The following is a 24,419-nucleotide window of genomic DNA, read 5'->3' on the forward strand; positions in this document are numbered from 1 at the left end:
TGTTCCTTCTTTATTTTCTTGTCTTTACTCTCTTGTCTACTGATCACAACTGAGCGATGGTCTCGAAATACTGCTTGACTTTCTGCGCTTTATCGGCTCCCACAACGGTTACAATATCATCGATGGGTGCTTCCCGGATCTTTTTCACACCTTTGAAATACTTCAGGAGTTTAGCCGCCGTTTTTTTGCCGATGCCTTCAATGTTTTCCAGTTCACTGATCAGGCTGTTTCGGCTGCGTTTGTCGCGGTGGTAGGTAATAGCAAACCGGTGCGCTTCGTCGCGGATGCGCTGGATCAGCTTCAACGACTCGGACTTTTTATCGATATACAGCGGAAGGCTATCTTCCGGGAAATAAATCTCTTCCAGTCGCTTGGCAATGCCGATGATCGGTACCTGACCGTACAGATTCAACTCCTTCAGCGCTTCACAGGCGGCACTCAACTGGCCTTTACCACCGTCGATCACAATCAGATCGGGTAAGCCGCTTTGCTCGTCCAGCACGCGGATATACCGCCGGGAAACGACCTCGTGCATCGAAGCAAAGTCGTTGGGTCCGACAACGGTTTTGATCGAAAAATGGCGGTAATTCTTGGGTGACGGTTTTCCATCGATGAAACAAACCATCGCCGAAACCGGGTTGGTTCCCTGAATGTTGGAGTTATCGAAACATTCGATGCGGTTGGGCAAGGTTTTAAGCTGCAAATCCTGCTTCAGCCGAATCAGCACCCGGTCTTTTTTGCTGGCATTTCCGGTGGCTTCGGCGGCTGCCCGCTCGGCCCGTTCGCGCCGGAAATACAGCACGTTTTTCATCGACATGTCAAGCAGCTTCTTCTTATCCCCGATCTGCGGCACCGTAATTTCGGCTTTCAGATCGGCCTCCAGCGGAATGTTGGTGATAATCTCCTTAGCCTCGCTGCCGTATTGCGTTCGAAACTCAATAATCAACATGGTCAGCAGGTCGATATCGGATTCGTCCAGTTTCTTTTTGACCTCCACCGTATTCGTCTGCGTGATGGTCCCGTTCACCACCTTCATGAAATTGATGTAAGCTGCCGACTCATCCGAGGCAATCGTATATACATCCGCATCCGAAATCTTGGGGTTGACAACCGTCGATTTGCTTTGGAAATTTTGCAGGACATTCAGCTTTTCCTTGTACTGCTGCGCCTGCTCAAACGCCAGTTGATTGGCTGATTCCAACATGCGTTCTTTGAAATACTGCTGGGCCGGTGCCACATTCCCCTTCAGAATGGAATGGATCTGATCGATGTCTTTCAGGTAGTCGGCCTCGCTGACGAGTCCTTCGCAGGGTCCTTTGCAATTCCCGATGTGGTATTCGAGACACACCTTGAATTTTTTGGCTTCGATGTTTTCCGGTGTCAGATTGAGATTACACGTCCGGAGCGTAAACAACTGGCTGAACATCTCCAGCAGGGTATACATGGGCCGGAGTTGGGCGTAAGGGCCATAAAACGTCCCCATCTTCCGGTCGATGCGACGGGTGGTAATCACACGCGGAAACCGCTCGTTGGTGACGCAGATGAACGGATAGGTTTTATCATCGCGCAGTAGAATGTTGTAGCGGGGCTGGAACCGCTTGATCAACTGGTTTTCCAGCAACAGCGCGTCAAATTCCGTATGAACAATGGTGAATTCGATCTTGCGAATCTGGCTGACCAGTCTGAGGGTCTTGCGGTCGTGTTGGTTCGATTTGGCAAAATAGCTACTGACCCGGTTTTTCAGATCCTTGGCTTTGCCGACATAAATTACTTCTCCTGATGCATCAAAATACCGGTATACGCCCGGTTCGTGCGGAACCTTCGCCAGTTCTGGTTTATAATCGAATTCGGCCATTTTTTGGGATGGGAACGCGGATGTAACGGATTAAACGGATTTTCACGGATAGAATCAGTTTTAATCTGTCTGATCCGTTTAATCCGTGTTCCTATTTAACAAACGAAGAACATTAAAAGTTGTCTGCCTGACAGTGTCATGAGCACCGGATAACGCTTCGTCGAGCGACTGGGGATGAGTCAAAACGGAGAAGGCGGCTGTTAAACCGAGGGCCATCAAATCCTGCGGTTCGGCCTCCAGCGTTCCGCACAGGGCAACGGTCGGCACGGCAAACTTTTTGGCTTCCTGAGCAATGCCGTTGATCAGTTTACCCTGCAAAGTCTGGTTGTCGATCTTGCCTTCACCGGTCAGTACCAGGTCCGTACCCGGCAGGTATTCCGCGAAGCGGGTTTGCTCCATGACCACTTTTACACCCTCTTTCAGCGTAGCCTTCAGAAAAAACAGCGCACCGGCTCCCAGTCCACCCGCGGCCCCGGCCCCCGGTTGGTCGGCTAAATCGACGCCAAACTGCGCCTGAATCTGACGCGCCAGATGCCGTAAGCCCTGATCCAGTTTTTCCACATCGTCAGCCGAAGCGCCTTTTTGGGGTCCGTAAACATAAGCCGCTCCGGTAGGGCCAAAAAGCGGATTCGTCACGTCACAGGCAACTTCTACGGAAAGATTCAAGGGCAAAACCGGCGGAACAAGCTGGGCAATACGCTCCAGATTCCCACCGCAGGGAGCAAGGGACTCGCCCTGCGCATCCAGGAACTGCCACCCTAGAGCGGCTGCCATACCGATACCGGCGTCGTTGGTAGCACTACCGCCGATCCCCAGCACCAAATGCGTAACACCCCGGCTGATGGCATCCAGAATGAGTTGACCCGTGCCGAACGTGCTTGCTTTCAGCGGATTCAGTTCATTTCGATGGAGTAACCGCAGGCCCGAAGCCTGGGACATTTCAATGAAAGCCGTTTGGTGATTGGAGGAAATACCGTAAGAAGCCTGAATGGGTCGGTCGAGCGGATCAAGAGCCGGAACCGTAATCCATTGCCCGTCGGTGGCCTGTGTCAGCACTTCGGCGGTTCCTTCTCCGCCGTCGGCCATCGGCAACGCTACAATTTCGGCACCAGGATGAGCCAGCCGAATACCTTCCGTCATGGCGTCACAAACCTGCCGGGCGGTCAGTGAACCTTTGAATTTATCAGGAGCCAGCAGAATTTTCATGAGTAGACGAAAGAGGCTAGAGGTAAGACAAGAGACTAAAGTAGTAGTGGATTGAGTAGTCTCCTGTCTTTCATCTCACCTCTTTTGTCTCACGCATTAATTCAAAATTTCTTCCTCTTCCGACTCGACGACTTTGGGCGCAATATACCGCTGGCTGGAGTCGATGGAATAACCGCCACAATCCAGCGACAGGTTGAAACCGTCGGGTTTTCGGAACGGCACTTTCGGATAGGATCGTCTCAGCGTGGGATCGGCGTAGACTTTCTGCATGTACATGCCCCAGGCCGGCATGGCCACCCGCGCACCCTGTCCCAACGCCATGTCGCGAAAGTGGATACTACGATCATCGCCACCCACCCACAAGCCAGACACCAGATTCTGCGTCATGCCCATGAACCAGCCATCGGAGTAGCTGGAGGTCGTACCGGTTTTGGCCGCAATTTCGTTGCCGCCTTCCAGCAGCTTATACTGGGTCCGGAGCCGTTGTGAGGTTCCATCGGCGTCTTCCACCGCACCGCGCATCAGATAAAGCATCTGGTAGGCCGTATTGGCGTTGATCACCAATTTATTCTCGGCAAAAAAGCTTTTCAGCAGGTTGCCATTTTTGTCGCGGATCTCCAGAACCGTCAACGGTTTCACCCGATAACCGGCATTGGCGAAGGTGCAATAGGCCGCTACCATTTCATAGACCGACACATCGCTCGTTCCCAGACAGAGGGTTGGGTTTTCGGTCAGTTTGCTTTCGATACCGAGTTTATGGGCATACTCGACCACCGACGCCGATTTCGCCTGTTTGATCAGGTAGGCGCTGACCGAGTTCACCGAACGACCCAGTGCCTGCCGCAACGACAGTTGCTGATAGCTCCACTTGCCGTTTGAATTGTGTGGTACCCACGCTCGAGGACCGTTGTTGTCCTCCTGCGGTTCAAACCGAACGGGCTGATCGGTTACGCGGTCGCAGGGCGTCAGGAAGTTTTTGTCGATGGCCGTCAGGTAAACAAACGGCTTGAAGGTCGAACCCGGCTGCCGTTTGGCCTGTTTAACGTGGTCGAATTTGAAATATTTGAAGTTGATCCCGCCTACCCAGGCCTTCACGTGGCCGTTGCGCGGGTCCATCGACATGAAACCGACGTTCAGAAACCGCTTGTAGTATTTGATCGAATCCAGCGGACTCATCACCGTGTCTTTCTCGTTTCGCCGACCGCCATACACGAATACCTTCATCTTCACCGGTTTCCGCATTTCGGCCCAGATTGCCTTCTCGTCGTCGCCATATTCGCGTTTCAGTGCAATATACCGGGGCGTTCGCTTGGCGACCTGTTCGATGAAACCCGGTATTTCGCGGTATTTACCGCCGATTTTCTGGGTCCAGGGATTCCGGCCCCGCCAGTGTTCGTAGAACTTTCGCTGCTGTTCGCGCATGTGTTCGTAAACGGATTCTTCGGCGGCTTTTTGCAAGCGGGAGTCGATGGTCGTCCGGATTTTCAGACCGCTGGTTTCCAGATCCAGTTCATCGTCCGGGTGGGCTTCGTTGTATTCATCCAGCCACTTCTGAATATCACTTTTGATGACAGAACGGAAATAAGCTGCCCGGCCGGTATTCTGGTTTTCGATGTTAAAATCGAGCTTGATCGGTTTCTGTTTGTAGAGCGCAAACTGATCGTCGGTCAGAAAACCGTATTTCCGCATCTGAAACAGCACCACATTACGCCGTAAGAGCGAACGATCTTCATACAACCGGGGATTGAAGCGCGACGGATTCTGAAGCATTCCCACCAGCATGGCCGCTTCCTCGACGTTCAGTTGCCAGGGTTCTTTGTTAAAGTACGTCTTGGCGGCTGTTTTGATCCCAAACGTGTTGTTCCCAAACGAAACCGTGTTCAGGTACATCATCAGAACTTCCTGTTTGGTGTAGTTGCGCTCGAGCCGCACGGCCAGAATCCACTCCTTGGTTTTGTCGATGATGACGCGCACGTAGGGAATGCTGCCGAAGACGCCCCGGAATTTTTCAGTCCGGGTTTCAAACAGGTTCTTGGCTACTTGTTGGGTCAGCGTACTGCCCCCGCCCGAACTGCTCCGGCCCGTCAGAACGCCATTGACCGCCCGGAAAATACTGCGGGCGTCTATTCCGGAATGTTTCACAAACCGCGCGTCTTCCGTCGCCAGAAGGGCCGAAATGACGTTGGGCGAAACCTGGGAAATTTCAATGGGCGTCCGGTTTTCGAGATAATATTTACTGAGCAGAACCCCGTCTTCGGTATAAATTTCCGAAGCCAGGTAACTCTGCGGGTTTTCGAGTGCTTTCAGACTGGGCATTCCGCCAAACAACCACAGAAAATTGAAACTAACCGCAACGATATACAGAATGAGCAGGACAACGCCGGCCAGGGTCAATTTCCAGAGTCTTGCAATCAGGCGTCGATACAAACCCGGTTGTAACTCAAACATAGGGGAATCAGGGATTAAACTTGATACTGGGATACACTTCCGCTTTTGTCAAATGTACACATTTTAACCAAAAACGTCACTTTCGCTTGGCCGTCTGCTGCTCGGCGGCTACCTGCATTTCTCGCACTTTCGGAAGTAAAGAACTGGTTGGATAATCGCGGATGAATTCGATCAGGGCCTGACGGTAAGGCTCTACACCGCGCACTTTGCCAATCAGAATGACGCGCAAAACGGCCATTTTATCTTCAATCAAACTGCCGGTCAACGCACCCAGAGCGGTTTCGGCCCGGCTGAGGGCTTCACTCAGATTATTGGCTTTATACAGTCCGTAGATTTCCGTGTAAACGCGCTGGGCTTCGGTTTCGCCGGTCGCCGTGGGGGCACCATTTGCGCCGGTTTTGCCGACCTGACGGGCATAGGACGACGTTGGGAATTCGGCCAGCAGTTTGTCTTTCCAGGACGAAGTCCGGTTCAACTGGTCGTTCGAAACCATCAGCAGATAATAAACTTCCGGTTTCACGGAAGTGTTCGGATAACGGGTCAATAAGGTTTCGAAGGTCGGAATGGCTTTGTCCGGCTGATTGAACTGAAATTTATACAATTTTCCCAATCGGTAATACGCATCTTCGAGCCGCTGGTTCGATTGGGCCAGCGCTTCCGGACTGAACGGTATGGTCGCATACAGCACATCTTTCTGGGCTTTCCGCTCTTCGGCCGTCAGGGTTACCGGAGCAGAACCGTCGGACCCCGTCGCATTCAGGGCCGTACCGGTTTGGGGGGCCGAGTCAACCGTGGCCAGTTGCGCCGTGGATTCTTTCTGACTCCGGCGCCAGTTGTCTTCCAGTTGCCGGTTGCCCCATTTCTGCGTAAACTCGGTTTTTCCCTGCGTAATCATGATGGGGTTGTACAGAAGCCACCGCTGGTCGGCCGGAATGTCGGACGAGGTGGCGGGGCGGTTCGACGCCTGAGCGGCTATTTCCTGCGCCTGCTTGAGTAAAGCCTGTTGCTGTTTCAGCTTGCGGTCGATGGCTTCATCCAGATGACGGTCCAGAGCCGCCGGGTTCATCTGCGCCAGTTTTTGCAGGCTGTCTTCCGTCAGAATGGTTTGCTGCTGGGCGACGAATTCGTCGAGAAAGACTTTTCGACCGGCCAGCAGTTTGTAGTCGGCCGATTGCTGGGGCAGCAGCGCCAGCGCACTGTCGTAATAAGCCTTGGCGGTGGGAAAATCCAGCAACTTTTCAAAATACAGTTTCCCCATTTCCTGGTAAGTATACGGAATCTGGAGGGTGTTCGTCGTCGTTTCCCTGATGGATTTTTTCCAGTATTCGATAGCTTTCGGATACCGTTCGTTTCGGGCTTCCAGCAAACCCATCGTGTAATAAATCTTATCTTTCAGGTCGATATTTTTCCGGTCGTTCAGCATCCGGCTAAACCGTTCGCTGCTGGTTCGTCCGCCCTGAATGGAATAAATCGTAGCATAAAACGACTGCTCGTAAGTGGGGCGGTTTCGTAACACCGAACGATAATGCGCAACGGCTTTCTCCGATTTGCCGGTTAAATCATAGAGTTGACCGGCAATCAAATGCAAACGGGCCGTGGTTTCACCCTTTTTCAGGAACGGAAACGTGGCGTCCAGCAAAGCCGCCGACACCGCATATTCCTGTTTTTTCTGGTGCAGATACGCTTTCGTTAAATAATAATCCCGCGTATTAACTTTGTTAAGCGGCTGAACGCGAAGGTATTCCGCCACATTCAACCCATTTGCATAATCCGCGATTTCGACGTAAGTCCGCATCAGCAGAATCAACGCTTCGTGCTTTTCGTCCTCGCTTTCTCCTTTCGTATTCACGTATTTGAACACCTCCATCGCATTGCCGTAATCCTGGCGATACAAGCGGGCGGTTCCCAATAAAATATAGCTGTTATCCAGCCACTTGCTGTTTTGATGACGTTCGGCTACCAGCGATGCCTTCTTGATGGCGTCGTCCAGTTGCGCTTTCACAGGTTCCAGTTTGGTGGAATCGAGCGGCAACAGAATGGGCAGCGGTTGGTTGTAATTTTCCTGGTAGGTTTTCTGTTGGTAACGTTCCACTTCCCGAAGCCGGTCGCGCGCGATGAGGTACGCATTGTAGCGGGCGTTCAGGTTGTGATAGGCCACCGGAAGCTTTTTCTGGCTGTATTGCGAACAGCCACTGACCCAAACCGTCAGGACCACCCACAGCAGAGAAAGCCGGAAACCGTCAGCTACGGATGGAGAAATGGAATATCGGTTGAAAAACCCGCCTTGCATGGAAAATGGTGAGATACTTGGTAACCGACGGAAGGCTTTCTACCTTCGCAGAACCAACACTACTGACTAACGACGTCGACGCAAAATCCGTATCGAAAAGTGTGCCACGCCTACAAAAATACGAAATAACTGACACCAAATCCGAAGACCTGACGCATGGAACCCGATAATTCCCATTCCGACGATCCGGAAAAGCCGTTCCGGAAGGTTACCCGCAAGACCAGCTCGTTCGTGCAATACTCCGCGATCGGTTTTCAAATGCTGGCCACGATTGGTCTGGGCGTTTGGGGTGGCATCAAACTGGACGAGTGGCAGGGCAACCAGAAACCCATCTGGACGCTGGTGCTGTCGTTGGTTGCCATTGGTTCGTCTCTGTACCTCTTTATCCGCAGTTTACCCAAACAACCCTGATATGCTCCCGAGTCTTGGGGCCACGGCCCTGCTTGCAATTGTATTTTTTGTAGCCGAACAGTACGGAGCCGAACGCTGGTTACATCCGTACTGGAAGTTCATGCTGATTTTTTTTCTGAGTATTTCGTTTCTGATCCACCGGTTGATGGAGGTTGGTTTTCAGAATAATCGTGAAAAATTCATCCCGTTTTACATGGCGACCATCGTGGCCCGGATGATTCTGTGCCTCGTTTTTGTCGGGTTCTTTTTGTGGCGGGGTGTCGATGGCGTGAAACTGTTCATCCTGGACTTTCTTGCACTATATATATTTTACACAGCCTTTGAAATCTACATTTTGAGTCGTAACTTGCGACGCGGTTTGTGATATATACCATTTACTTCATATGTCTCGTTTCCTGATTCGTAAAGCATTTTTAAGTATTGTATTGTTTTTGAGCACGTTGGCCGCCGTTACGGCACAGCACGACGAGCATCACGACCACGGCGCAACCGGGGAGAAGAAGAAATTCAATGTGGGCGACATGATCATGCACCACATTAAAGACGACCACGGTTGGGAATTTGCACACGGATTGACGCTGCCTTTGCCGGTTATTCTGTATACGCAGGACAAAGGTCTGGACGTGTTTTCGTCTTCCCATTTCGCCCACGAAGCCAATTACAACGGCTATGTAAAAGAGCACAATAAGATTTACCGCGCCGGTGCCAACGGCGAGGCTGACAAGACGATTAAAGTCTACGATTTTTCCATCACGAAAAACGTGGCTTCTCTTCTGTTGAGTGCGGCTCTGCTTTTACTTGTATTTTTCTCCGTTCGGAAAGGCTATGAGAAAAACCGGGGCAAGGCTCCCAAAGGCTTGCAGTCGTTTCTGGAACCGGTCATTCTGTTTGTGCGCGACGAGATTGCCAAACCGAACATCGGTCCGAAATACGCCAAATACCTACCCTTCCTGCTGACGCTGTTTTTCTTTATTCTGTTCAATAACCTGCTCGGTCTGTTACCGGGTGGTGCCAACCTGACCGGCAACATCGCCATCACGATGACGCTGGCGGTGATCACCTTCCTGATTGTCAACCTGAGCGGAAACAAGCATTATTGGGCTCACCTTTTCAAGCCGACCGGCGTGCCGGTGGCGCTGCTGCCAATCATGATTCCGGTCGAGATCGTGGGTGTCTTCATGAAACCGTTCTCCCTGATGGTGCGGTTGTTTGCCAACATCACGGCGGGTCACATCATTATTCTGAGCTTGTTAGGCCTGATTTTCATTGCCAATGACCTGGGCGGTTCCGGGATGGGCTGGGGAGTTAGCCCGCTGATTATCGTTTTCTCGCTCTTCATGAACCTGATCGAATTGCTGGTTGCGTTCCTGCAAGCGTTCATTTTTACCCTGCTCACGTCGATGTACATCGGTAGCGCGATTGAAGACAGTCACGAAGCCGATCACGGGCATTGAGTTTTATAAAGTTTACGGTTGTCAGTTTACGGTTTACGCCGGGCCTTCGAAATGGAGGCTAAATCCTGAGAAATGACGGGTCTGAATACCGAAAACCGTAAACCGAATACCTTTTTTTAGTTTGTATTTTTTTGTTTAACCATAAATCAATTTATCGAGCATGTTTGCAATGTTGCTCTCTATTCTTCTGGAAGCTACGGGTAGCTTCGCAGTAATGGGTGCCGCCATTGGCGCAGGTCTGGCCGCTATCGGTGCAGGTCTGGGTATTGGCCGTATTGGTGGTTCGGCGATGGAAGGTATCGCCCGCCAACCGGAAGCTGCTGGTCGGATTCAGACCGCGATGCTGATCATCGCAGCCTTGATCGAGGCCGTGGCTCTGTTCGCAGCCGTTATCTGTCTGCTGATCTCACTGGGCTAACCAGGAAACCGCATCCGGGTCGCTGATTGCATTAGGCGTTGGCATACGACTCACAAAACTGGAAAAGGCCCGTCGGTATGAATTAGTCAGCCGACGGGCTGATTTCAATCAAAAAAGAAATTCAACGTATTTATATATTCTAATTTCGTACGTCAATGGATCTGCTCATTCCCGACATTGGGTTGTTATTCTGGATGGTGGTCGTTTTCGGGCTGCTCTATTTCATTCTGTCAAAATTTGCCTGGGCACCGATTACGGAAAGCCTGAAAGAGCGGGAAGACGATATTCAGAAAGCCCTGGATATGGCCGAAAAAACCCGGATCGAAATGGCGAAACTGCAGGCCGACAACCAGAAGCTGCTGGCCGAAGCCCGCGCCGAACGGGATGCCATTCTGCGGGGAGCCAAAGAAACCGCCGACCGCGTTATTGCTGAATCACGCGATAAGGCAACGGAAGAAGGCAATCGCATCATTCTGAAAGCCCGCGAAGAATTGCAGACTGAACGTCAGGCCATGGTCGCCGAGGTGAAGCGTGAAGTGATTACTTTGTCGCTGGACATCGCAGAAAAAATTCTGAAAAAGGAATTGAGCGATAAAAAATCACAGGAAGAACTGGTTAAAAGCCTGGTTGCCGAAGCACGATTAAATTAAGAATTGAGAGTTAAGAGTGAAGAGTTATGTGCGTCAGCCAACTCTTCACTCTTCACTCTTAATTCATCACTCCAAGATGGCAGAATCTACAGTAGCATTCCGATACGCTAAATCGCTGATCGACCTCGCGAAAGAGAAGCAGAAGGTCGAAGAGGTGTACAAAGATATGTTGTTTTTCAGCGACGTGGTTCGTAAAAACCGCGACCTGATGCTGGCCCTGAAAAGCCCGATTTTGCGTCATGAGAAGAAACTAAACGTTTTGCGGGCGATCTTTGAAAGCCGTGTCGATCCCCTTTCGTTTACGATCTTCAACATCATTTCGAAGAAAAACCGGGAAGGAATTATGGATAGCATCGCTACCGAATTCGTCCGGCAATACAACGAACTGAAAGGCATCCAGAAGATTCAGGTGACAACGACGATACCGCTGACTGAAGAAATTCGGAAGCAGTTTATCGAGGTCGTTGCCAAGGCAACCGGAAAGCAAATCGAACTCGAAGAAACCATTGATCCGAAGCTGATCGGTGGGTATATTCTCCGGATCGGTGACCGCCAGATCGATGCGTCGATTCGCAACCAACTGGCTGAACTGCGGTTGAGTTTCCTGAATTGATTTTTTGAGATAAAAGAGATTAGACAAGAGAAGTAAGACAAATACCACCTGAGCGGTTAAGTCTTTTATCTCACTTCTTTACTCTATAACAAAAAAACCGGACATCAAAGCATCTGCTTCGATGTCCGGTTTTTTTGTTAACATGCAGGGTCAAACGGTTACTAAATGGATCTGCTCACGCAAACCCGTACCATCGACATCGTCCGCGTTGTAACGGATTTGGGGTATGAACTGCACGAAAACCGCAAGATCGTGTGTCCGTTTCATGCCGAAAAAACGCCGTCGCTGGTCATTTATCCGCAAAACAACTCGTATCACTGCTTCGGATGCGGCAAACACGGAGACGTCATTAACTTCTACGCCGGAGTTGCCAAGCTGGAATATACGGCGGCCATGCACGAACTGGCGTTCAATTACCTGCCCGATTATAAGCCGGAGCTATATAAGAAAGGCCATCTGAATAAAATACAGACACCGGTTTCTGCAAAACCGACGAAAATGGCCTTACCGTCTGATACGAATGCCTACGTTTACCAACCGCTGCACAGCACGATTTACGAAGATTTTCAGCGGATTTGTACGTCACAACCCACTAATGCGGTGCGGGAGGAAGCCTGGCAGTATTTAGTCGGTCGCGGATTTTCAGAAACCACGTTGCGGAAGTTTCGCCTGTTCATCGTCAATGATTATCAGGCGGCACAGGCGTATCTGCGAAGAACCTACACCTTGCCGGATTTACAGGAATGTGGGTTGTTCAACGAAAAAGGCAACCTGATTTTTTACCGGCATCCCATCATCATTCCGTATTACCGGAAGGGCCGCATCGTTTATTTGCAGGGGCGGGTGATCCGAAACCCGTCCGAAACCGTATCCCGGTATCAGTTTCTGAGCGGTGTTCCGGTTGAGTTGTTCAATGCGGATGTAACCGACCTGATCAAAACCGGTCAGACGCTCTACGTCACCGAAGGCGCGCTGGACTGCATGACGCTGATGCAGGAAGGCATGCCCGCCGTTAGTCTGGGCAGCGCGACGATGTTCAAACGGGAATGGATGAAACTCTTCCGGCGGTTCGAGGTGTGTTTTTACTTCGACAATGATGCCGCCGGACAGAAAGCCGCCCGCGAATACGGCGATTTGTTCAGCCAATACCGCATTTCGACCCGAACCAAAACGGTGAAAGAAGGCTACAAAGACGTGAATGATTACTTCTCGAAGCGGGAGTAATTGCTACTGAAACTCCTTCACAAACTTGAAATGCGAGGGCCGGAACGTTAGCTGCTGGTAAAACCGGTGCGTGTGTGTCCGTTTCTGGTTGGCTGTCACTTCGAGATTGACAAAACCGTGGGCTTCGGCGAGTTGTTCCATCGCGGCCACGAGTTGGCGACCAATCTGCTGGTTGCGGTATTCCGGCATCACGTACAGCTCCTGAATTTCGCCCACTTTGCCGGTATGATGCAGCAGGTATTGCACGTGGCAGCTAATGAAACCGACTATATCTTCGTTGATTTCCGCGACTAAATAATGCACCCGTTTGTCGGTCAGGTTCCGTTGAAAAACCGCCCGAAACGCCACCGCATTGAGTTGGGTTTCTTCCAGTTCGCAAATGAAACGGTAAAGCGTTCCAACATCCTGATAATCAGCCGGGCGAATGGTTGCCTCGAAGGTCATGTTCGGAGAAAGATTAAATGAGGTTTTCGGGAAGTGAATAAGAAGTGGTTAATTTCGGAAAATTCTGACAAATCCTAAGCCAAATGATGAAAAAAATGAGTTTTTGGGTAGTCTTGCCCTTCCTGGCGGGCGTCCTGGCCTGCCAATCCACTTCTTCGAATGAAGAAAAAACATCCCAAACCGATACTACCCAAACCCGTATGTTTGCTTCCGACGCAGCCTTCCTACAGCAATACCACCCCGATTTAGTGACCCTTCAAGATGGTAAATCCCAGGTTCTTATCTGTCCGGCGTATCAGGGACGGATCATGACCAGCACCGCCGATGGTGAAACGAGCTACGGCTGGATTAACCGCGAGCTGATTCAGTCGGGGAAATTACTGCCGCACATGAATGCGTTCGGCGGAGAAGACCGGTTCTGGCTTGGGCCGGAGGGTGGACAATTTGCCATTTATTTCAAACCGGGTGCAAAATTTACCGGTGACGACTGGCAAACGCCCGCAGCCATCGACTCCGAACCGTTCGCGCTGGCGTCGAAAGATGAGCGTTCGGCCCGGTTTACGAAAGCCCTTGAACTGACGAATTATTCAGGCACTCAATTCAGCGTGGGTGTAGAGCGTGAAGTCCGGCTGTTGGGCGCAGAGCAGATCAGCCAGATCCTGGGCGCAACCGGTGCGTCTTTAAACGACTCGCTGAAGATCGTGGGAGTCGAATCCGTCAATACCCTCATCAATACCGGAAAAGAGCCGTGGACGAAAGAAAAAGGGCTGTTGTCGGTCTGGATTCTGGGCATGTTCAACGCGTCGCCAGAAGCTACCATTGTGGTGCCGGTTCAACCCGGACCGGGGCAGGCCATCAACGACGGTTATTTTGGTAAAATACCGGCGTCGCGGCTGGTGGTGAACGACAGCGTGGCTTTCTTTAAGGCCGATGCCAATGCGCGCGGCAAAATCGGGGTGCCGCCCGCCCGCGTCAAAAACCGGTTGGGCAGCTACGATCCCGGTTCTCAAACCCTCACGCTGGTCACGTTTACGTTCGATCCGTCCAACCGCGACTACGTCAATTCGGCCTGGGAAATCCAGAAAGAACCGTATGCAGGGGATGTGGCCAACGCCTACAACGACGGGCCGATGAAACCGGGCCAGGTGCAGATGGGAAAATTCTACGAACTGGAAAGCTCGTCGCCCGCTGCTGCGCTCGCGCCCGGTGGTCGCCTGACGCATACACACACGACGCTGCATATCCAGGGCGATGAGCTGCAACTCGACAAAATGGCGCGGCAATGGCTGGGCGTTTCGCTGGCGGAAATTGTGAATGCGTTTTGATAAACCGGACAACGGCTCAGGGCTTATTGGCTAGTCTGAAAAAATATACCAGCCCACGGTTTGAACCGTGGGCTAAACATTAAACGGCCCTGATTTCCCATTCCGCAAAAACCGTTGCGTACGGGGGTAAGCTAAACCGCAACAGCTCTTCATTCTCAGGAATGAGACTTTCGCCCGATGCTTCCCAAAAGGATTCCGGCGTAAAACAAGCTTGGGAAAATGAGGATTCGTCCAGCGTCCGTACGACGACTGTTCGGGTAATCGGAGCAGAAACCGTTTGCGGTTCATCGATCAGGTTAGTCAGGATCAAAACCGCTTTGTCGTCCTTTTGCAGACAGAGCGCTTCGACCTTCAACGGCTGGCTGCTGGTGGTCGGCATTACCCTGCCCTGTTGAAAACCGTTCACGAATCGAAAGATCCAGTACAGCGGAAAAACCATACCAGCTTCGGCAACGAACTGGTTGGGGTAAGCCGACGCAAAATCGCCCTGGACAATCCCCTCTTCACCTACTGTTTCGTAATAGGTAACGGAACGCGCTTTGGCCTGAATCAATCCTTTCAGACTGGCCAGCGTCCAGGCAGCTCCGAACAGCGACATTTGCCGGGGATCTGTTGAAAAAGGTATCTGAACGTTTGCCGGATCGGCATCGTCGCCGGTTGCGTCGGGATTAAAACGCGGTCGCAGCGTAACGGGCGAAATGTGAACGTTCGGCGTCCAGTGCCGGGCATCCCGGACGGTGTCGGGTTGGGCGGTGGTATTTTCCATCAGCGTCAAATTATCGACCGCGTGGGCTTGTGGGCTGATGGCGTAGCTGAGAAAATCGACGGTTTCGAGCGGTGGCGTTTGCCGGTTGACGGCTACAAAAAAAGCATTGGTTCCGGCACCGATCCGGGCATCGGGAAAAGCCTGACGAATGGGCGACGTCACTTCATGCAGCAGCGTTGCCGGGGTTGATTTGGCAAAATTACTGAGAATGGTTACGGAATAAACCAGCGACGGCTCAACCGGTTCTTTCAAAAAACTGTACAGCTCATAATTGGCCAATTGGTTGAAAATCAAAACCAGTTCGAGCTTTAAATCCAGCAAAACCGCATCGCCGACGGCTTTCCGGAAAGTTCCGTGCCAGTCGTGGTGCTGAAAGTTAACCTCCACGCGCAGGTGATGGAAGCGGGCTGCTTTGAGCAGACGCACCGTCGAATCCGTCAATGCTTCCGGGTTGGCACCCAGCCCGATGACGGGCAGTGGAAGCGTTTCGGAATCAAAGGTTAGAGCGGTTTCGTCGGTTTCAGATTCTGAAGTTAAAGGCTGGGAAAACGAACCGACCAGACGAAGTTCAACCGACTGCTGGATGGTATCACCGGTTTGAAGCAGTACCGGAAACGCACGCGAGAGGGGCGTACAATATGTTTTATACGAAGCATCGGTCCAGTTGCGCTGGTCTTCAGTTTCGAAAACATCGCCCACAAACCACAAAACCGCTGAGCCGTCGTTGGAAACCGGCCACTGCATCTCCCGAATGTTCAGAAAAGGCTGGTGGGGGCTGATGCCTTCGGGAAACTGAGCGACCGTCTGGCTGCCATCGGGGTGTGTGAGGGTGCAGGGTTGGCCGGCACATTCGGGAATGGGATGCAGGATGCAGAAACCGGCGCGGTTACGCTGGAAGTCGGCAAGAGCTTCACCGTCGATATTGAATTGGATCGTTCCGTCCGGTTCGCCGATGATTTCGCATTGCCAGCGCAAGTGGACAGTCTCATTTTGGCAAACGCTCGTATAGCGAATGTGAAACGAATCGGTCTGTTGGTCAATGATTTCGTCTTCGATCACCATCGGGGCCGTGGCCCAGTTGGGGTCGCGGACGGCGTGGTAAATCAGGCGGAGAACTTCATGGTTGCCCAGACGGATATACCGGAGAAAACCGTGTTCATACCGCATCGTCAGTGGTCCGGCGCGGAGCATACGGGGTTCCGGCAGCGGCTCAGGCTGCCCATACTGAATCAGGGAGGGAGCGTACATAGGTTAAAAATTCTGCAACTGATCCGATTCAATGATGTGCTTGCCGGTCAGTCCTTCCTGGGCTTTTTGAAACATAGCGTTGGCCACGCTTTCTACCCGGATGCCTTTGTATTTGGCGGGAATCAGCGGATTGAGCAACTTCATCAATCCTTCCCCAATGCGTTCGCCGAGCCGGAATTCGTTACGTTCGCCGAGCAGGAGGGAAGGCCGGAAAATAAACAGGGCCGGATAGTTCAGGGCGGCCAGGTCACGTTCCAGTTCACCCTTGACGCGGTTGTAGAAAATCGACGAATCTGGATTGGCTCCCATCGACGAAACTAAAAAAAATTGCTTCGCCCGGTTGACCAAAGCCCGTTGCGCAACGTCTAATGGATATTTATAATCAATTTTTCGAAAGGCATCTTTGGATCCCGCTTTTTTCATGGTGGTACCGAGGCAGCAAAAAACGTCGTCGGCCTGCACCAGTAAGCCGTTTGGATGGTCAAAATCGTACTGGATTTCCTGTAAACGGGGGTGTTGCCACCCTAACGAATGCCGAACCAGCACTTTAACTTTTTCGTAGGCTGACGAATCCAGCAGGCGATGGGTCAATACATTTCCAACAAGACCAGTCGCTCCAACAACAAGCGCGGTTTTAAGAGTGGGCTTTGTCATTATTTAGGGTTAGTGGCCGTTAAGATTGCTAATTTATGAGCGAGTATTTGTTTTTTTAACACATTATTTTGAAAAACTACCAAATGAATCTACTAAGTGCTTCGTTTCGACGTTTCGGGTGGTTTGTAACCGCATCGGTTTTGCTGGCATTCAGTTTGGACGATGATAAGTTTCCGGTCTATCTGGTCGAACGGTTACAGGCGTTCAATACGGCCTACCCGAAAGAAAAAGTCTATGTTCAGACCGATAAACCGTATTATACTGTTGGCGAAACGATCTGGCTAAAAGGCTATTTGTTCGATGGCCCGTCGCACCTGGCCGATTCTGTCAGCAAGGTTCTGTATGTGGATCTGCTGCAAATCGAGAGCCAGAAAGTGGTGGTGCACCGAATTTTAAAAGCAGAAAACGGATATGCCACCGGTAATATTGCCCTGGGCGACTCCCTGGCGTCGGGCGCGTACCTGCTGCGGGCCTACACGGGCTGGATGCGGAATTTTCCGGAAGACTATTTTTTCAGCAAACCGCTGACCCTGCTGCGAACCGACGTCGGACCTGTTCAGGCCATGACCACTTCGCCGGATTCGCGGCAACCGGACGTGCAGTTTTTTCCGGAAGGAGGCCAACTGGTGAACGGAATCGAGGGGCGGGTGGCTTTTAAAACGCTGAGCCCGGCGGGAAAAGGGCTGGAAACATCCGGTTTTGTGCTGAGTTCGGCGGGCGATACCGTCACCGGTTTTTCGACCAAACACCTCGGCATGGGGTATTTTTCGATCAAACCGGAAACCGGCCAGACCTATACGGCTTTTGTTAAACTCGGCGATGGCAGTACCCATCAATACCCATTACCAGCCGCCCAGCCGGAAGGCTATATGATGGTGGTCGATAACATCACCAACCGCGAAAATGTGCGCATCTACGTCCGAAATAATAAACCGGCCAGCGTTCAGGGGCGTTTTACCGTGATTGCACAATCGCGGGGGAAAGCCGTTCAGGCCGCACAGGGTGAGGTCACGAAAAAAGCCGTCGTGGTGCAAATTTCCAGACAGTTGTTCCCGGAAGGGATTTCGCAATTGACCTTGTTCGACGAAGCCAACCAGCCGGTTTGTGAGCGACTCATTTTTATCGAAAAAAATAACCGGCTAACCATTCAGGTGAAACCATCTAAACCCACGTTCAGTCCGCGCGAGAAAGTGGAGTTGGATGTTTCCGTAACGGATGAGTCGGGAAAACCGGCCCGTGCCAACCTTGCGCTGGCGGCCACTGATGCTGGTCAGGTACTGGACAAAGAACCGTATGCCGCCGATCTGGTGTCGCATCTGCTGCTCAACTCCGATCTGAAAGGCAGCGTGGAGCAACCCGCTTATTATTTCGATCCCGCGAACAAAGAACGATTGCCGGATCTGGATGTGCTGATGATGACGCAGGGCTGGCGTCGGTTTGTCTGGAAAGAGGTGTTGCAGGAAACCTATCCGGCTCCGCAATATCCGATCGAACAGGGGCTGACGCTGTCGGGCCGGGTGGTTCGGCCCAACCAGAAAACGCCCGGCAAAGTCACGTTGACGGTGCTGGTGATGCAGCCCGATAGCAGCCGTGACATCCTGTCGGGCGAAGCGGACGAAAACGGTCGTTTCGGCGTATATGGCCTGTCGTTTCAGGATTCGACGCGGGTGATGATTCAGGCGGTGATGGGCAAAAACAACCGAAATGTGGAAATTCAACTCGACAACCTCGTTAAACCCACGGTGAAGCTGACGCAAATACCGTACAATCCCCTGGTTTTCCAGCGGGATGAACTGGCCGATTACTTGAAACACGTGAAGGAATACCAGGAAATTGAAGCCCAAATTCGGCGAAACCGGGAGATTTTACTGAAAGAAGTAACGGTTCGTAAAAAGCGGGAAGCGCCCACCGATTCCCGGAAAATTTACGGGCAGGCCAGCAATACCATCAAAGTGGATCAAACCATGACGGGCGGGGCCATGACGGTGCTGGACATGCTGCGGGGGCGGGTTGCGGGCGTCAACGTGTCGGGCAGTGCCATGAATCCAACCGTTCAGATTCGCGGTTCCGCCAATTTTGCGGGGGTGGTCGAACCGCTGTTTCTCATCGACGGTATGCCGGTTTCCAAAGAAAGCATTCTGACTGTGTCGGTGTATGATGTGGAGTCCATCGATGTGCTGAAAGGCGCTTCGGCCACAATCTTTGGCAGCCGGGCGAGTGGTGGCGCGATTGCGGTGTATACCAAACGCGGCTCACCGGATTATGACTACACCAAGGACAAGTCGCCCGGAACGCTGGTGGCGGTGGTGCCGGGGTATCGGGCCATCCGGGCGTTTTATGCCCCGCGCTACGACGAACCCAAACCCGAGCACGTCCGGCCGGATTTCCGGTCGACCCTGCACTGGGCACCGATGATTCAAACCGGAGACGACGGGAAAGCGCAGATTACTTTCTTTGCTTCCGACGCCCGCACCCCGGTTCGGGTGGTGGCCGAGGGTGCGTCGACCGATGGCCGGCCGGGCGTTGGAAAGGCGGTTTTCGAGGTGAAGTAAGCGGTTTTGTCCCGTCTGTTACACCTCTTTTTCAAGAGCAATGTAGTGGGTTAGTTCACCTTTTCTGTTCCAGATCGGGTCAATTTCAATGTCGCAGAGATACGGCGACCCGCCTTTTCGGTAATTGACAAGCTGTTGAAAAATGGGTTGCGTACGTTTTGTACGTTGGGCCAGCGCCAGATCGTTCGATAGCTCACGGATTCGGGCAGGGTCCGTGTTTGGTCCCTGCAAAAGCCGGGGTGTGCGGCCGATGACTTCCGTGGGGGTGTAGCCTGTCATGGCCAAAAACCGGTGACTGACCCACAGAATCGATCGGGCTGCGTTCGAAACAATGAGCGTGTAGCCGTCATTGAGCGCCTTTTCGTAGTCGCGGGTGAGTTTCCAGTCAAAAACCTCGGCGAATTCATTCAGTCTGTCCACTTCGCGCCGGTGTTGACGATCCTGAGCCTGGTCGAGTAAAAACACTTCCAGACAGGCCACCGGAAAAGGCCGCGCCGAAGCCGACGTGTGCTGCAGGTAGTCCGTGTAGGATTGGTTCAAATTCATGAAAATGGGCCTGTGGGGGCAGTTACGTATAGTGTGGGTGAGTTCACGAAAGTGGAAAAGATAAGCGGTTTGTGGATGGTTACCAACAATACCCGTTATTTTACCTCCAGCACCAGACCCGTTGTCCACCGGAAATCGTTGTTTTTCCGCCCCGCGGCCACCACACTTTCATACGAATTCTGAACCGCCGTGCGTACACCGATGAGCGAGGTCAGCCGGATTTGGAAAGCCAGATTGCCGTTCCAGCGGAGGTTGGGCTGGTTGAGGGCCGGTTGCATAAAAACCGTATGGCTGATCGAATACCGGCCCTGATCCCACTGGTACTCCCCAAAAATGCGCGTAGAATTTCGTAACACATTGACATCCTGCACCTCAGCCGAGTTGGTGATGAAATCCGTGTATTCGTACAACAGCACATTGGTAACGGACAGGTAAGCATTCTTGCGACTGAGGAGTTTGTAGCCAACGCCCGCTCCGCCAGTGAGCCGCTGGTGGATTTTGCGGAGGTTGCTGATTTCGACGGCCCCAAAACCGAGGTAATAAAACTTGCGTTCGTGGAGGTAGGTTGTGCGAAAATCGGCCAGAATTTCCCGTTCATTCAACTGCTGGTTCTGGCGTCCATAGGCAAAGGAAGGATTGCTCGCAAACCGGAAAAGTTGACTCACCGCCCAGTCGAACGCTCCGCCAACCTGAATCAACGCCCGGTTGACGTTCCCGGCGGTTACGGTGCCGTCGGCCGTAATTTTGTAGTGAAAACCTGTCGGGTCGCTGGCTGCGACCGGTGCCGCCTTGGCTGCTTCCTCTTTTTTCAGGCGGGCGGTAGAATCCGACGCGACCGAGTCAATGGGCGCGGCCGGTTTCAGGGTGTCCGGCGTAACAACTTGAGCGTGGCCCGTTAGCGGTAAAAACAGGCCGAATAGAAGGCTGATTTTAAAGAAAGTCATAGGCAAAAATACGATGGCTTCTTGTCTATAACCCCTGATGCCGTACATTTGGTCTATAGTTATTCCCAAAATGATTCAATTGCCCTGCTTATGGCCGTGATTCGTTGGGGTGTTCTCGGCCTGGGCCGGATTGCCCATAAATTTGTTCAGGATCTCCAAACCGTACCGGATGTCGAACTGCTGGCGGTGGCTTCCACCAGCCAGGAGCGAGCCGATGAATTTGCCGCCCAATACGGTGCCAAACACGCCTACGGTTCCTACGAAGACCTGCTGACCTGCGAGGGCCTGGACGTGGTCTATATTGCGACGACGCACAATCACCACTTCGAAAACACGCTGCTGTGCCTGAATGCGGGCATTGCGGTTTTGTGTGAAAAACCGTTTGCCATGAACGCCGGTCAGGTTCGGCAGATGGTCGAAACGGCGCGGTCGAAACAGGTGTTTCTGATGGAAGCCCTCTGGAGCCGGTTTATGCCGTCGGTGCAGAAAGCCCGGGAACTGACCGAAAATCAGGCGATTGGGCGCGTGAAAGGATTGCGGGCCGACTTCGGTTTCATTGCGCCCGTCGATCCCGAAAAACGGATGTATAACAAGGCGTTGGGCGGTGGTTCGCTGATGGACATTGGGATTTATCCGCTATTTTTGTCGTACGTATTTCTAGGAACTCCCCAAACGATTAAAGCTACGGCGGTTTTCGGTTCAACGGGGGTAGATGAACAATGCGGCATGGTGTTGACCTACGCCGAAAACCAACTGGCGGTTTTGAATAGTACGGTGGTATCGAAAACCGAAACCGACGCGGTGTTGTACGGCGAAACCGGAAATCTGTATTTACCCGGCCGGTTCCACGAAGGCGATTCGGTGGTTCACCAACCCACTAATGGCGAGCCGCAAACGTTTACCTTTGCCCGGACGACCTGGGGTTATGATTACGAAGCCGAACACGTTTCGGACTGTTTGCGGCTGAAGAAAACCGAAAGTCCGTTGTGGTCGCTCGACGACAGCCTGAACCTGATCGGTTTGCTGGACGCCGTCCGGGCCGAAGCGGGGATTGTGTATGAAGAAGATAAGTAGTTTACGGTTTACAGTTTTCAGTTTACGGTGGCTGACGCATGCTGGCTATCGTAGGAACAAGAATGCGTCAGCTAACCGAAAACCGAAAACTGTAAACCAAAAACCCATATTGTTATGAACAAAAAACTCCTTGCCTTTTCCGTCCTGACGCTCCTGAGTCAATCCTGGGTGGTGGCCCAAACCTGGGAGCAGGTCAAGTATAAAAATGAGTGCGAAAAGCGCCACGAAAACGCAGCCGCTCTTGTTGGCGACAGTCTGTATGCCATCGGTGGTCGCGGCATGAAACCGCTGGAAGCCCTGAACCTCAAGACCCTGATGTGGAAAAAGCTGCCGACGCCACCGGTGGAAATGAATCATTTTCAGGCCATTAACTACAAAGGAGAAATCTACGTGATGGGCGCGTTTGAGGGGAAATACCCGCACGAAACGCCGATTCCGAACATTTATATCTACAGCCCCAAAACAGGCGTCTGGCGCAAGGGGCCGGAGATTCCGAAAGACCAATTGCGCGGATCGGCCGGCGTGGTGGTGTATAACGACAAGATTTACATGGTTTGCGGCATCATCGACGGCCATTTTGACGGCCACGTTTCCCGCCTGGACGAATACGATCCGAAAACGAATACCTGGAAACAACTGGCCGACGCACCCCGTTCGCGTGATCACATCAGTGCCGCCGTGGTGGGCAACAAAATGTATCTGGCGGGTGGACGTCGCTCGTCGGCCAAAACCGGGCATGTGATCGATACGACCATGCCGGAAGTGGATGTCTATGATTTCAAAACCGGCAAATGGGAAACGCTTCCGGCCGAAAGCAACTTCCCGACGCTGCGGGCGGGCAGCACGGCGGTGACGAAAGACAACAAAGTGTGGGTGATTGGGGGCGAAAGCGAACAATTGCTGTCGCACAACGAAGCCGAAATACTTGACCCCAAAACCAATCGCTGGACGTCGGGGCCGAAACTGAACGAAGGACGGCACGGTACGCAGGCGGTGGTCTATAAAAATCACATTTATATCCTGGCCGGATCGGCCAACCACGGCGGTGGGCCGGAATTGAATACCGTCGAAGTTTTAAAATAACCAATGAATCAACCAACTGATCGTTACGCGCAGCGGGGTGTTTCGGCTTCCAAAGAAGACGTTCACAAAGCCATTGCCAACTTAGACAAGGGACTGTTTCCCAAAGCATTCTGCAAAATTGTTCCCGATGCACTGGCGGGTGACCCGGACTATTGCACCATCATGCACGCTGATGGCGCTGGCACCAAGTCGTCACTGGCGTATCTCTACTGGAAAGAAACCGGTGATCTGTCGGTCTGGCGGGGCATTGCGCAGGATGCTGTCGTGATGAATACCGACGACCTGATTTGTGTGGGTTCCACCGGCCCACTGCTGTTGTCTTCGACCATTGGGCGGAACAAAAACCTGATTCCGGGCGAAGTCATTGCCGAAATTATCGACGGGACCGAAGAGGTGCTGGTGATGCTGCGGCAACACGGTATCGACATTTCCAGCACCGGGGGCGAAACCGCCGATGTAGGCGATCTGGTCAGAACGATCATTGTCGACAGCACGGTAATTGCCCGGATGCGCCGGGATGAAGTCATTAGCAACGACCGGATTCAGGCCGGGGATGTGGTGGTCGGCCTGGCGTCGTTCGGGCAGGCGACCTACGAAAAAACCTACAACGGCGGCATGGGCAGCAACGGCCTGACCTCCGCGCGGCACGATGTGCTGGGGCATTATCTGGCCGACAAATACGCCGAAAGTTTCGATCCCGCCGTGGACCGGAGCCTGGTCTACAGTGGTTCGAAGCAGCTAACCGACCCGGTTGATGCGACCGGTCTGAACGTCGGGCAGTTGATTCTGTCGCCAACGCGGACGTACGCGCCCGTCGCGAAAGCCCTGCTGGATGAATTGCGTTCACAGATTCACGGGATGGTGCACTGCAGTGGGGGAGCCCAGACCAAAGTGCTTCATTTTATTGATAATCTGCACGTTATAAAAGATAACCTCTTTCCGATTCCACCTTTGTTTGCGTTGATTCAGCAGGAAAGCGGCACGCATTGGCAGGAAATGTATAAGGTGTTCAACATGGGTCACCGGCTGGAAATCTATCTATCCGAAGCGAACGCCCCGCGCGTGATCGACATTGCCGGTCAGTTCGGCATCGAAGGCCGGATTATTGGTCATGTCGAAGCGTTTGAAGGAAAGCGCGTAACCATTCAGAGCGAAGTCGGAACGTTTGTGTATTAAAAGAAATACGGTTTTTTGAGTGTACTTCTTTTGTCTCT

The 24,419-nt window shown here is 52.4% G+C and carries 21 protein-coding genes; 12 read left to right on the forward strand and 9 right to left on the reverse strand.

Going from position 1 to position 24,419, the window contains the following annotated elements:
* Positions 1-43: 43 nt before the first annotated feature.
* From uvrC to porW, 4 genes are all read right to left on the reverse strand, one after another.
* On the reverse strand, positions 44-1,855 hold the full coding sequence (gene uvrC, locus ACS5NO_RS04180) for an excinuclease ABC subunit UvrC (protein WP_439413985.1): 1,812 nt from the start codon (positions 1,853-1,855) through the stop codon (positions 44-46).
* Positions 1,856-1,933: 78 nt separating this feature from the next.
* Positions 1,934-3,061, reverse strand: a complete 1,128-nt coding sequence (locus tag ACS5NO_RS04185; RefSeq protein ID WP_439413986.1) for a glycerate kinase — start codon at positions 3,059-3,061, stop codon at positions 1,934-1,936.
* Positions 3,062-3,157: 96 nt separating this feature from the next.
* Positions 3,158-5,509: a penicillin-binding protein 1A gene (locus ACS5NO_RS04190; protein ID WP_439413987.1), complete on the reverse strand. Its 2,352-nt coding sequence runs from the start codon at positions 5,507-5,509 to the stop codon at positions 3,158-3,160.
* Between the two features lie 76 nt (positions 5,510-5,585).
* Positions 5,586-7,799, reverse strand: a complete 2,214-nt coding sequence (gene porW / locus ACS5NO_RS04195; RefSeq protein WP_439413988.1) for a type IX secretion system periplasmic lipoprotein PorW/SprE — start codon at positions 7,797-7,799, stop codon at positions 5,586-5,588.
* Between the two features lie 156 nt (positions 7,800-7,955).
* Between porW and ACS5NO_RS04200 the strand changes: the two genes are divergently transcribed.
* The 7 genes from ACS5NO_RS04200 to ACS5NO_RS04230 all read left to right on the forward strand — a co-directional run bounded on the left by ACS5NO_RS04200 (position 7,956) and on the right by ACS5NO_RS04230 (position 12,569).
* Positions 7,956-8,210, forward strand: coding sequence for an AtpZ/AtpI family protein (locus ACS5NO_RS04200; RefSeq protein ID WP_114404111.1), 255 nt, complete (start codon positions 7,956-7,958; stop codon positions 8,208-8,210).
* 1 nt (position 8,211) lies between these two features.
* Positions 8,212-8,574, forward strand: a complete 363-nt coding sequence (locus ACS5NO_RS04205; protein ID WP_138989760.1) for a hypothetical protein — start codon at positions 8,212-8,214, stop codon at positions 8,572-8,574.
* A 19-nt stretch (positions 8,575-8,593) separates the two neighbouring features.
* Positions 8,594-9,664, forward strand: a complete 1,071-nt coding sequence (gene atpB / locus ACS5NO_RS04210; protein ID WP_114404109.1) for a F0F1 ATP synthase subunit A — start codon at positions 8,594-8,596, stop codon at positions 9,662-9,664.
* 160 nt (positions 9,665-9,824) lie between these two features.
* Positions 9,825-10,082, forward strand: coding sequence for an ATP synthase F0 subunit C (atpE, locus tag ACS5NO_RS04215; RefSeq protein WP_114404108.1), 258 nt, complete (start codon positions 9,825-9,827; stop codon positions 10,080-10,082).
* A gap of 155 nt (positions 10,083-10,237) precedes the next feature.
* On the forward strand, positions 10,238-10,732 hold the full coding sequence (gene atpF, locus ACS5NO_RS04220; protein ID WP_138989759.1) for a F0F1 ATP synthase subunit B: 495 nt from the start codon (positions 10,238-10,240) through the stop codon (positions 10,730-10,732).
* 76 nt (positions 10,733-10,808) lie between these two features.
* On the forward strand, positions 10,809-11,345 hold the full coding sequence (gene atpH, locus ACS5NO_RS04225; protein ID WP_439413989.1) for an ATP synthase F1 subunit delta: 537 nt from the start codon (positions 10,809-10,811) through the stop codon (positions 11,343-11,345).
* A 165-nt stretch (positions 11,346-11,510) separates the two neighbouring features.
* Entirely contained in the window at positions 11,511-12,569 is a 1,059-nt protein-coding gene (locus tag ACS5NO_RS04230) for a CHC2 zinc finger domain-containing protein (RefSeq protein ID WP_439413990.1), read from the forward strand.
* 3 nt (positions 12,570-12,572) lie between these two features.
* Here ACS5NO_RS04230 and ACS5NO_RS04235 read toward each other — a convergent pair whose 3' ends face one another.
* Positions 12,573-13,013 (reverse strand): GNAT family N-acetyltransferase, encoded by a 441-nt coding sequence (locus tag ACS5NO_RS04235; RefSeq protein ID WP_150876183.1) that lies wholly within the window; start codon positions 13,011-13,013, stop codon positions 12,573-12,575.
* Between the two features lie 95 nt (positions 13,014-13,108).
* Here ACS5NO_RS04235 and ACS5NO_RS04240 point away from each other — a divergent pair, with 95 nt between their 5' ends.
* Entirely contained in the window at positions 13,109-14,338 is a 1,230-nt protein-coding gene (locus tag ACS5NO_RS04240; protein WP_439413991.1) for a DUF6786 family protein, read from the forward strand.
* Positions 14,339-14,417: 79 nt separating this feature from the next.
* Here ACS5NO_RS04240 and ACS5NO_RS04245 read toward each other — a convergent pair whose 3' ends face one another.
* Complete coding sequence (locus ACS5NO_RS04245; protein WP_439413992.1) at positions 14,418-16,352, reverse strand: D-apionate lactonase family protein; 1,935 nt, start codon at positions 16,350-16,352, stop codon at positions 14,418-14,420.
* A gap of 3 nt (positions 16,353-16,355) precedes the next feature.
* Complete coding sequence (locus ACS5NO_RS04250) at positions 16,356-17,006, reverse strand: oxidoreductase (RefSeq protein ID WP_150876181.1); 651 nt, start codon at positions 17,004-17,006, stop codon at positions 16,356-16,358.
* An 83-nt stretch (positions 17,007-17,089) separates the two neighbouring features.
* On the opposite strand from ACS5NO_RS04250, the gene ACS5NO_RS04255 reads away from it, so the two are divergent.
* Entirely contained in the window at positions 17,090-19,558 is a 2,469-nt protein-coding gene (locus ACS5NO_RS04255; RefSeq protein WP_439413993.1) for a TonB-dependent receptor plug domain-containing protein, read from the forward strand.
* 18 nt (positions 19,559-19,576) lie between these two features.
* On the opposite strand, the gene ACS5NO_RS04260 is transcribed toward ACS5NO_RS04255, so the two are convergent.
* Both ACS5NO_RS04260 and ACS5NO_RS04265 read right to left on the reverse strand, forming a co-directional pair.
* Positions 19,577-20,104, reverse strand: a complete 528-nt coding sequence (locus ACS5NO_RS04260; RefSeq protein ID WP_439413994.1) for a PAS domain-containing protein — start codon at positions 20,102-20,104, stop codon at positions 19,577-19,579.
* A 95-nt stretch (positions 20,105-20,199) separates the two neighbouring features.
* Positions 20,200-21,048: a DUF481 domain-containing protein gene (locus ACS5NO_RS04265; protein WP_439413995.1), complete on the reverse strand. Its 849-nt coding sequence runs from the start codon at positions 21,046-21,048 to the stop codon at positions 20,200-20,202.
* 90 nt (positions 21,049-21,138) lie between these two features.
* On the opposite strand from ACS5NO_RS04265, the gene ACS5NO_RS04270 reads away from it, so the two are divergent.
* From ACS5NO_RS04270 to ACS5NO_RS04280, 3 genes are all read left to right on the forward strand, one after another.
* Complete coding sequence (locus ACS5NO_RS04270) at positions 21,139-22,122, forward strand: Gfo/Idh/MocA family protein (RefSeq protein ID WP_439413996.1); 984 nt, start codon at positions 21,139-21,141, stop codon at positions 22,120-22,122.
* A 114-nt stretch (positions 22,123-22,236) separates the two neighbouring features.
* Entirely contained in the window at positions 22,237-23,205 is a 969-nt protein-coding gene (locus ACS5NO_RS04275) for a Kelch repeat-containing protein (RefSeq protein WP_439413997.1), read from the forward strand.
* A gap of 3 nt (positions 23,206-23,208) precedes the next feature.
* Positions 23,209-24,381, forward strand: coding sequence for an AIR synthase related protein (locus ACS5NO_RS04280; RefSeq protein WP_439413998.1), 1,173 nt, complete (start codon positions 23,209-23,211; stop codon positions 24,379-24,381).
* Positions 24,382-24,419: the final 38 nt, after the last annotated feature.

It is taken from the genome of Larkinella fluvii, from assembly GCF_051857545.1.
Lineage (GTDB): Bacteria > Bacteroidota > Bacteroidia > Cytophagales > Spirosomataceae > Larkinella.

What these genes read in the sequence shown, in the direction of transcription:
- uvrC (WP_439413985.1), bottom strand. Translation starts at nt 1,855, where the DNA reads ATGGCCGAATTCGATTATAAACCAGAACTGGCGAAGGTTCCGCACGAA.
- ACS5NO_RS04185 (WP_439413986.1), bottom strand. Translation starts at nt 3,061, where the DNA reads ATGAAAATTCTGCTGGCTCCTGATAAATTCAAAGGTTCACTGACCGCC.
- ACS5NO_RS04190 (WP_439413987.1), bottom strand. Translation starts at nt 5,509, where the DNA reads ATGTTTGAGTTACAACCGGGTTTGTATCGACGCCTGATTGCAAGACTC.
- porW (WP_439413988.1), bottom strand. Translation starts at nt 7,799, where the DNA reads ATGCAAGGCGGGTTTTTCAACCGATATTCCATTTCTCCATCCGTAGCT.
- ACS5NO_RS04200 (WP_114404111.1), top strand. Translation starts at nt 7,956, where the DNA reads ATGGAACCCGATAATTCCCATTCCGACGATCCGGAAAAGCCGTTCCGG.
- ACS5NO_RS04205 (WP_138989760.1), top strand. Translation starts at nt 8,212, where the DNA reads ATGCTCCCGAGTCTTGGGGCCACGGCCCTGCTTGCAATTGTATTTTTT.
- atpB (WP_114404109.1), top strand. Translation starts at nt 8,594, where the DNA reads ATGTCTCGTTTCCTGATTCGTAAAGCATTTTTAAGTATTGTATTGTTT.
- atpE (WP_114404108.1), top strand. Translation starts at nt 9,825, where the DNA reads ATGTTTGCAATGTTGCTCTCTATTCTTCTGGAAGCTACGGGTAGCTTC.
- atpF (WP_138989759.1), top strand. Translation starts at nt 10,238, where the DNA reads ATGGATCTGCTCATTCCCGACATTGGGTTGTTATTCTGGATGGTGGTC.
- atpH (WP_439413989.1), top strand. Translation starts at nt 10,809, where the DNA reads ATGGCAGAATCTACAGTAGCATTCCGATACGCTAAATCGCTGATCGAC.
- ACS5NO_RS04230 (WP_439413990.1), top strand. Translation starts at nt 11,511, where the DNA reads ATGGATCTGCTCACGCAAACCCGTACCATCGACATCGTCCGCGTTGTA.
- ACS5NO_RS04235 (WP_150876183.1), bottom strand. Translation starts at nt 13,013, where the DNA reads ATGACCTTCGAGGCAACCATTCGCCCGGCTGATTATCAGGATGTTGGA.
- ACS5NO_RS04240 (WP_439413991.1), top strand. Translation starts at nt 13,109, where the DNA reads ATGAGTTTTTGGGTAGTCTTGCCCTTCCTGGCGGGCGTCCTGGCCTGC.
- ACS5NO_RS04245 (WP_439413992.1), bottom strand. Translation starts at nt 16,352, where the DNA reads ATGTACGCTCCCTCCCTGATTCAGTATGGGCAGCCTGAGCCGCTGCCG.
- ACS5NO_RS04250 (WP_150876181.1), bottom strand. Translation starts at nt 17,006, where the DNA reads ATGACAAAGCCCACTCTTAAAACCGCGCTTGTTGTTGGAGCGACTGGT.
- ACS5NO_RS04255 (WP_439413993.1), top strand. Translation starts at nt 17,090, where the DNA reads ATGAATCTACTAAGTGCTTCGTTTCGACGTTTCGGGTGGTTTGTAACC.
- ACS5NO_RS04260 (WP_439413994.1), bottom strand. Translation starts at nt 20,104, where the DNA reads ATGAATTTGAACCAATCCTACACGGACTACCTGCAGCACACGTCGGCT.
- ACS5NO_RS04265 (WP_439413995.1), bottom strand. Translation starts at nt 21,048, where the DNA reads ATGACTTTCTTTAAAATCAGCCTTCTATTCGGCCTGTTTTTACCGCTA.
- ACS5NO_RS04270 (WP_439413996.1), top strand. Translation starts at nt 21,139, where the DNA reads ATGGCCGTGATTCGTTGGGGTGTTCTCGGCCTGGGCCGGATTGCCCAT.
- ACS5NO_RS04275 (WP_439413997.1), top strand. Translation starts at nt 22,237, where the DNA reads ATGAACAAAAAACTCCTTGCCTTTTCCGTCCTGACGCTCCTGAGTCAA.
- ACS5NO_RS04280 (WP_439413998.1), top strand. Translation starts at nt 23,209, where the DNA reads ATGAATCAACCAACTGATCGTTACGCGCAGCGGGGTGTTTCGGCTTCC.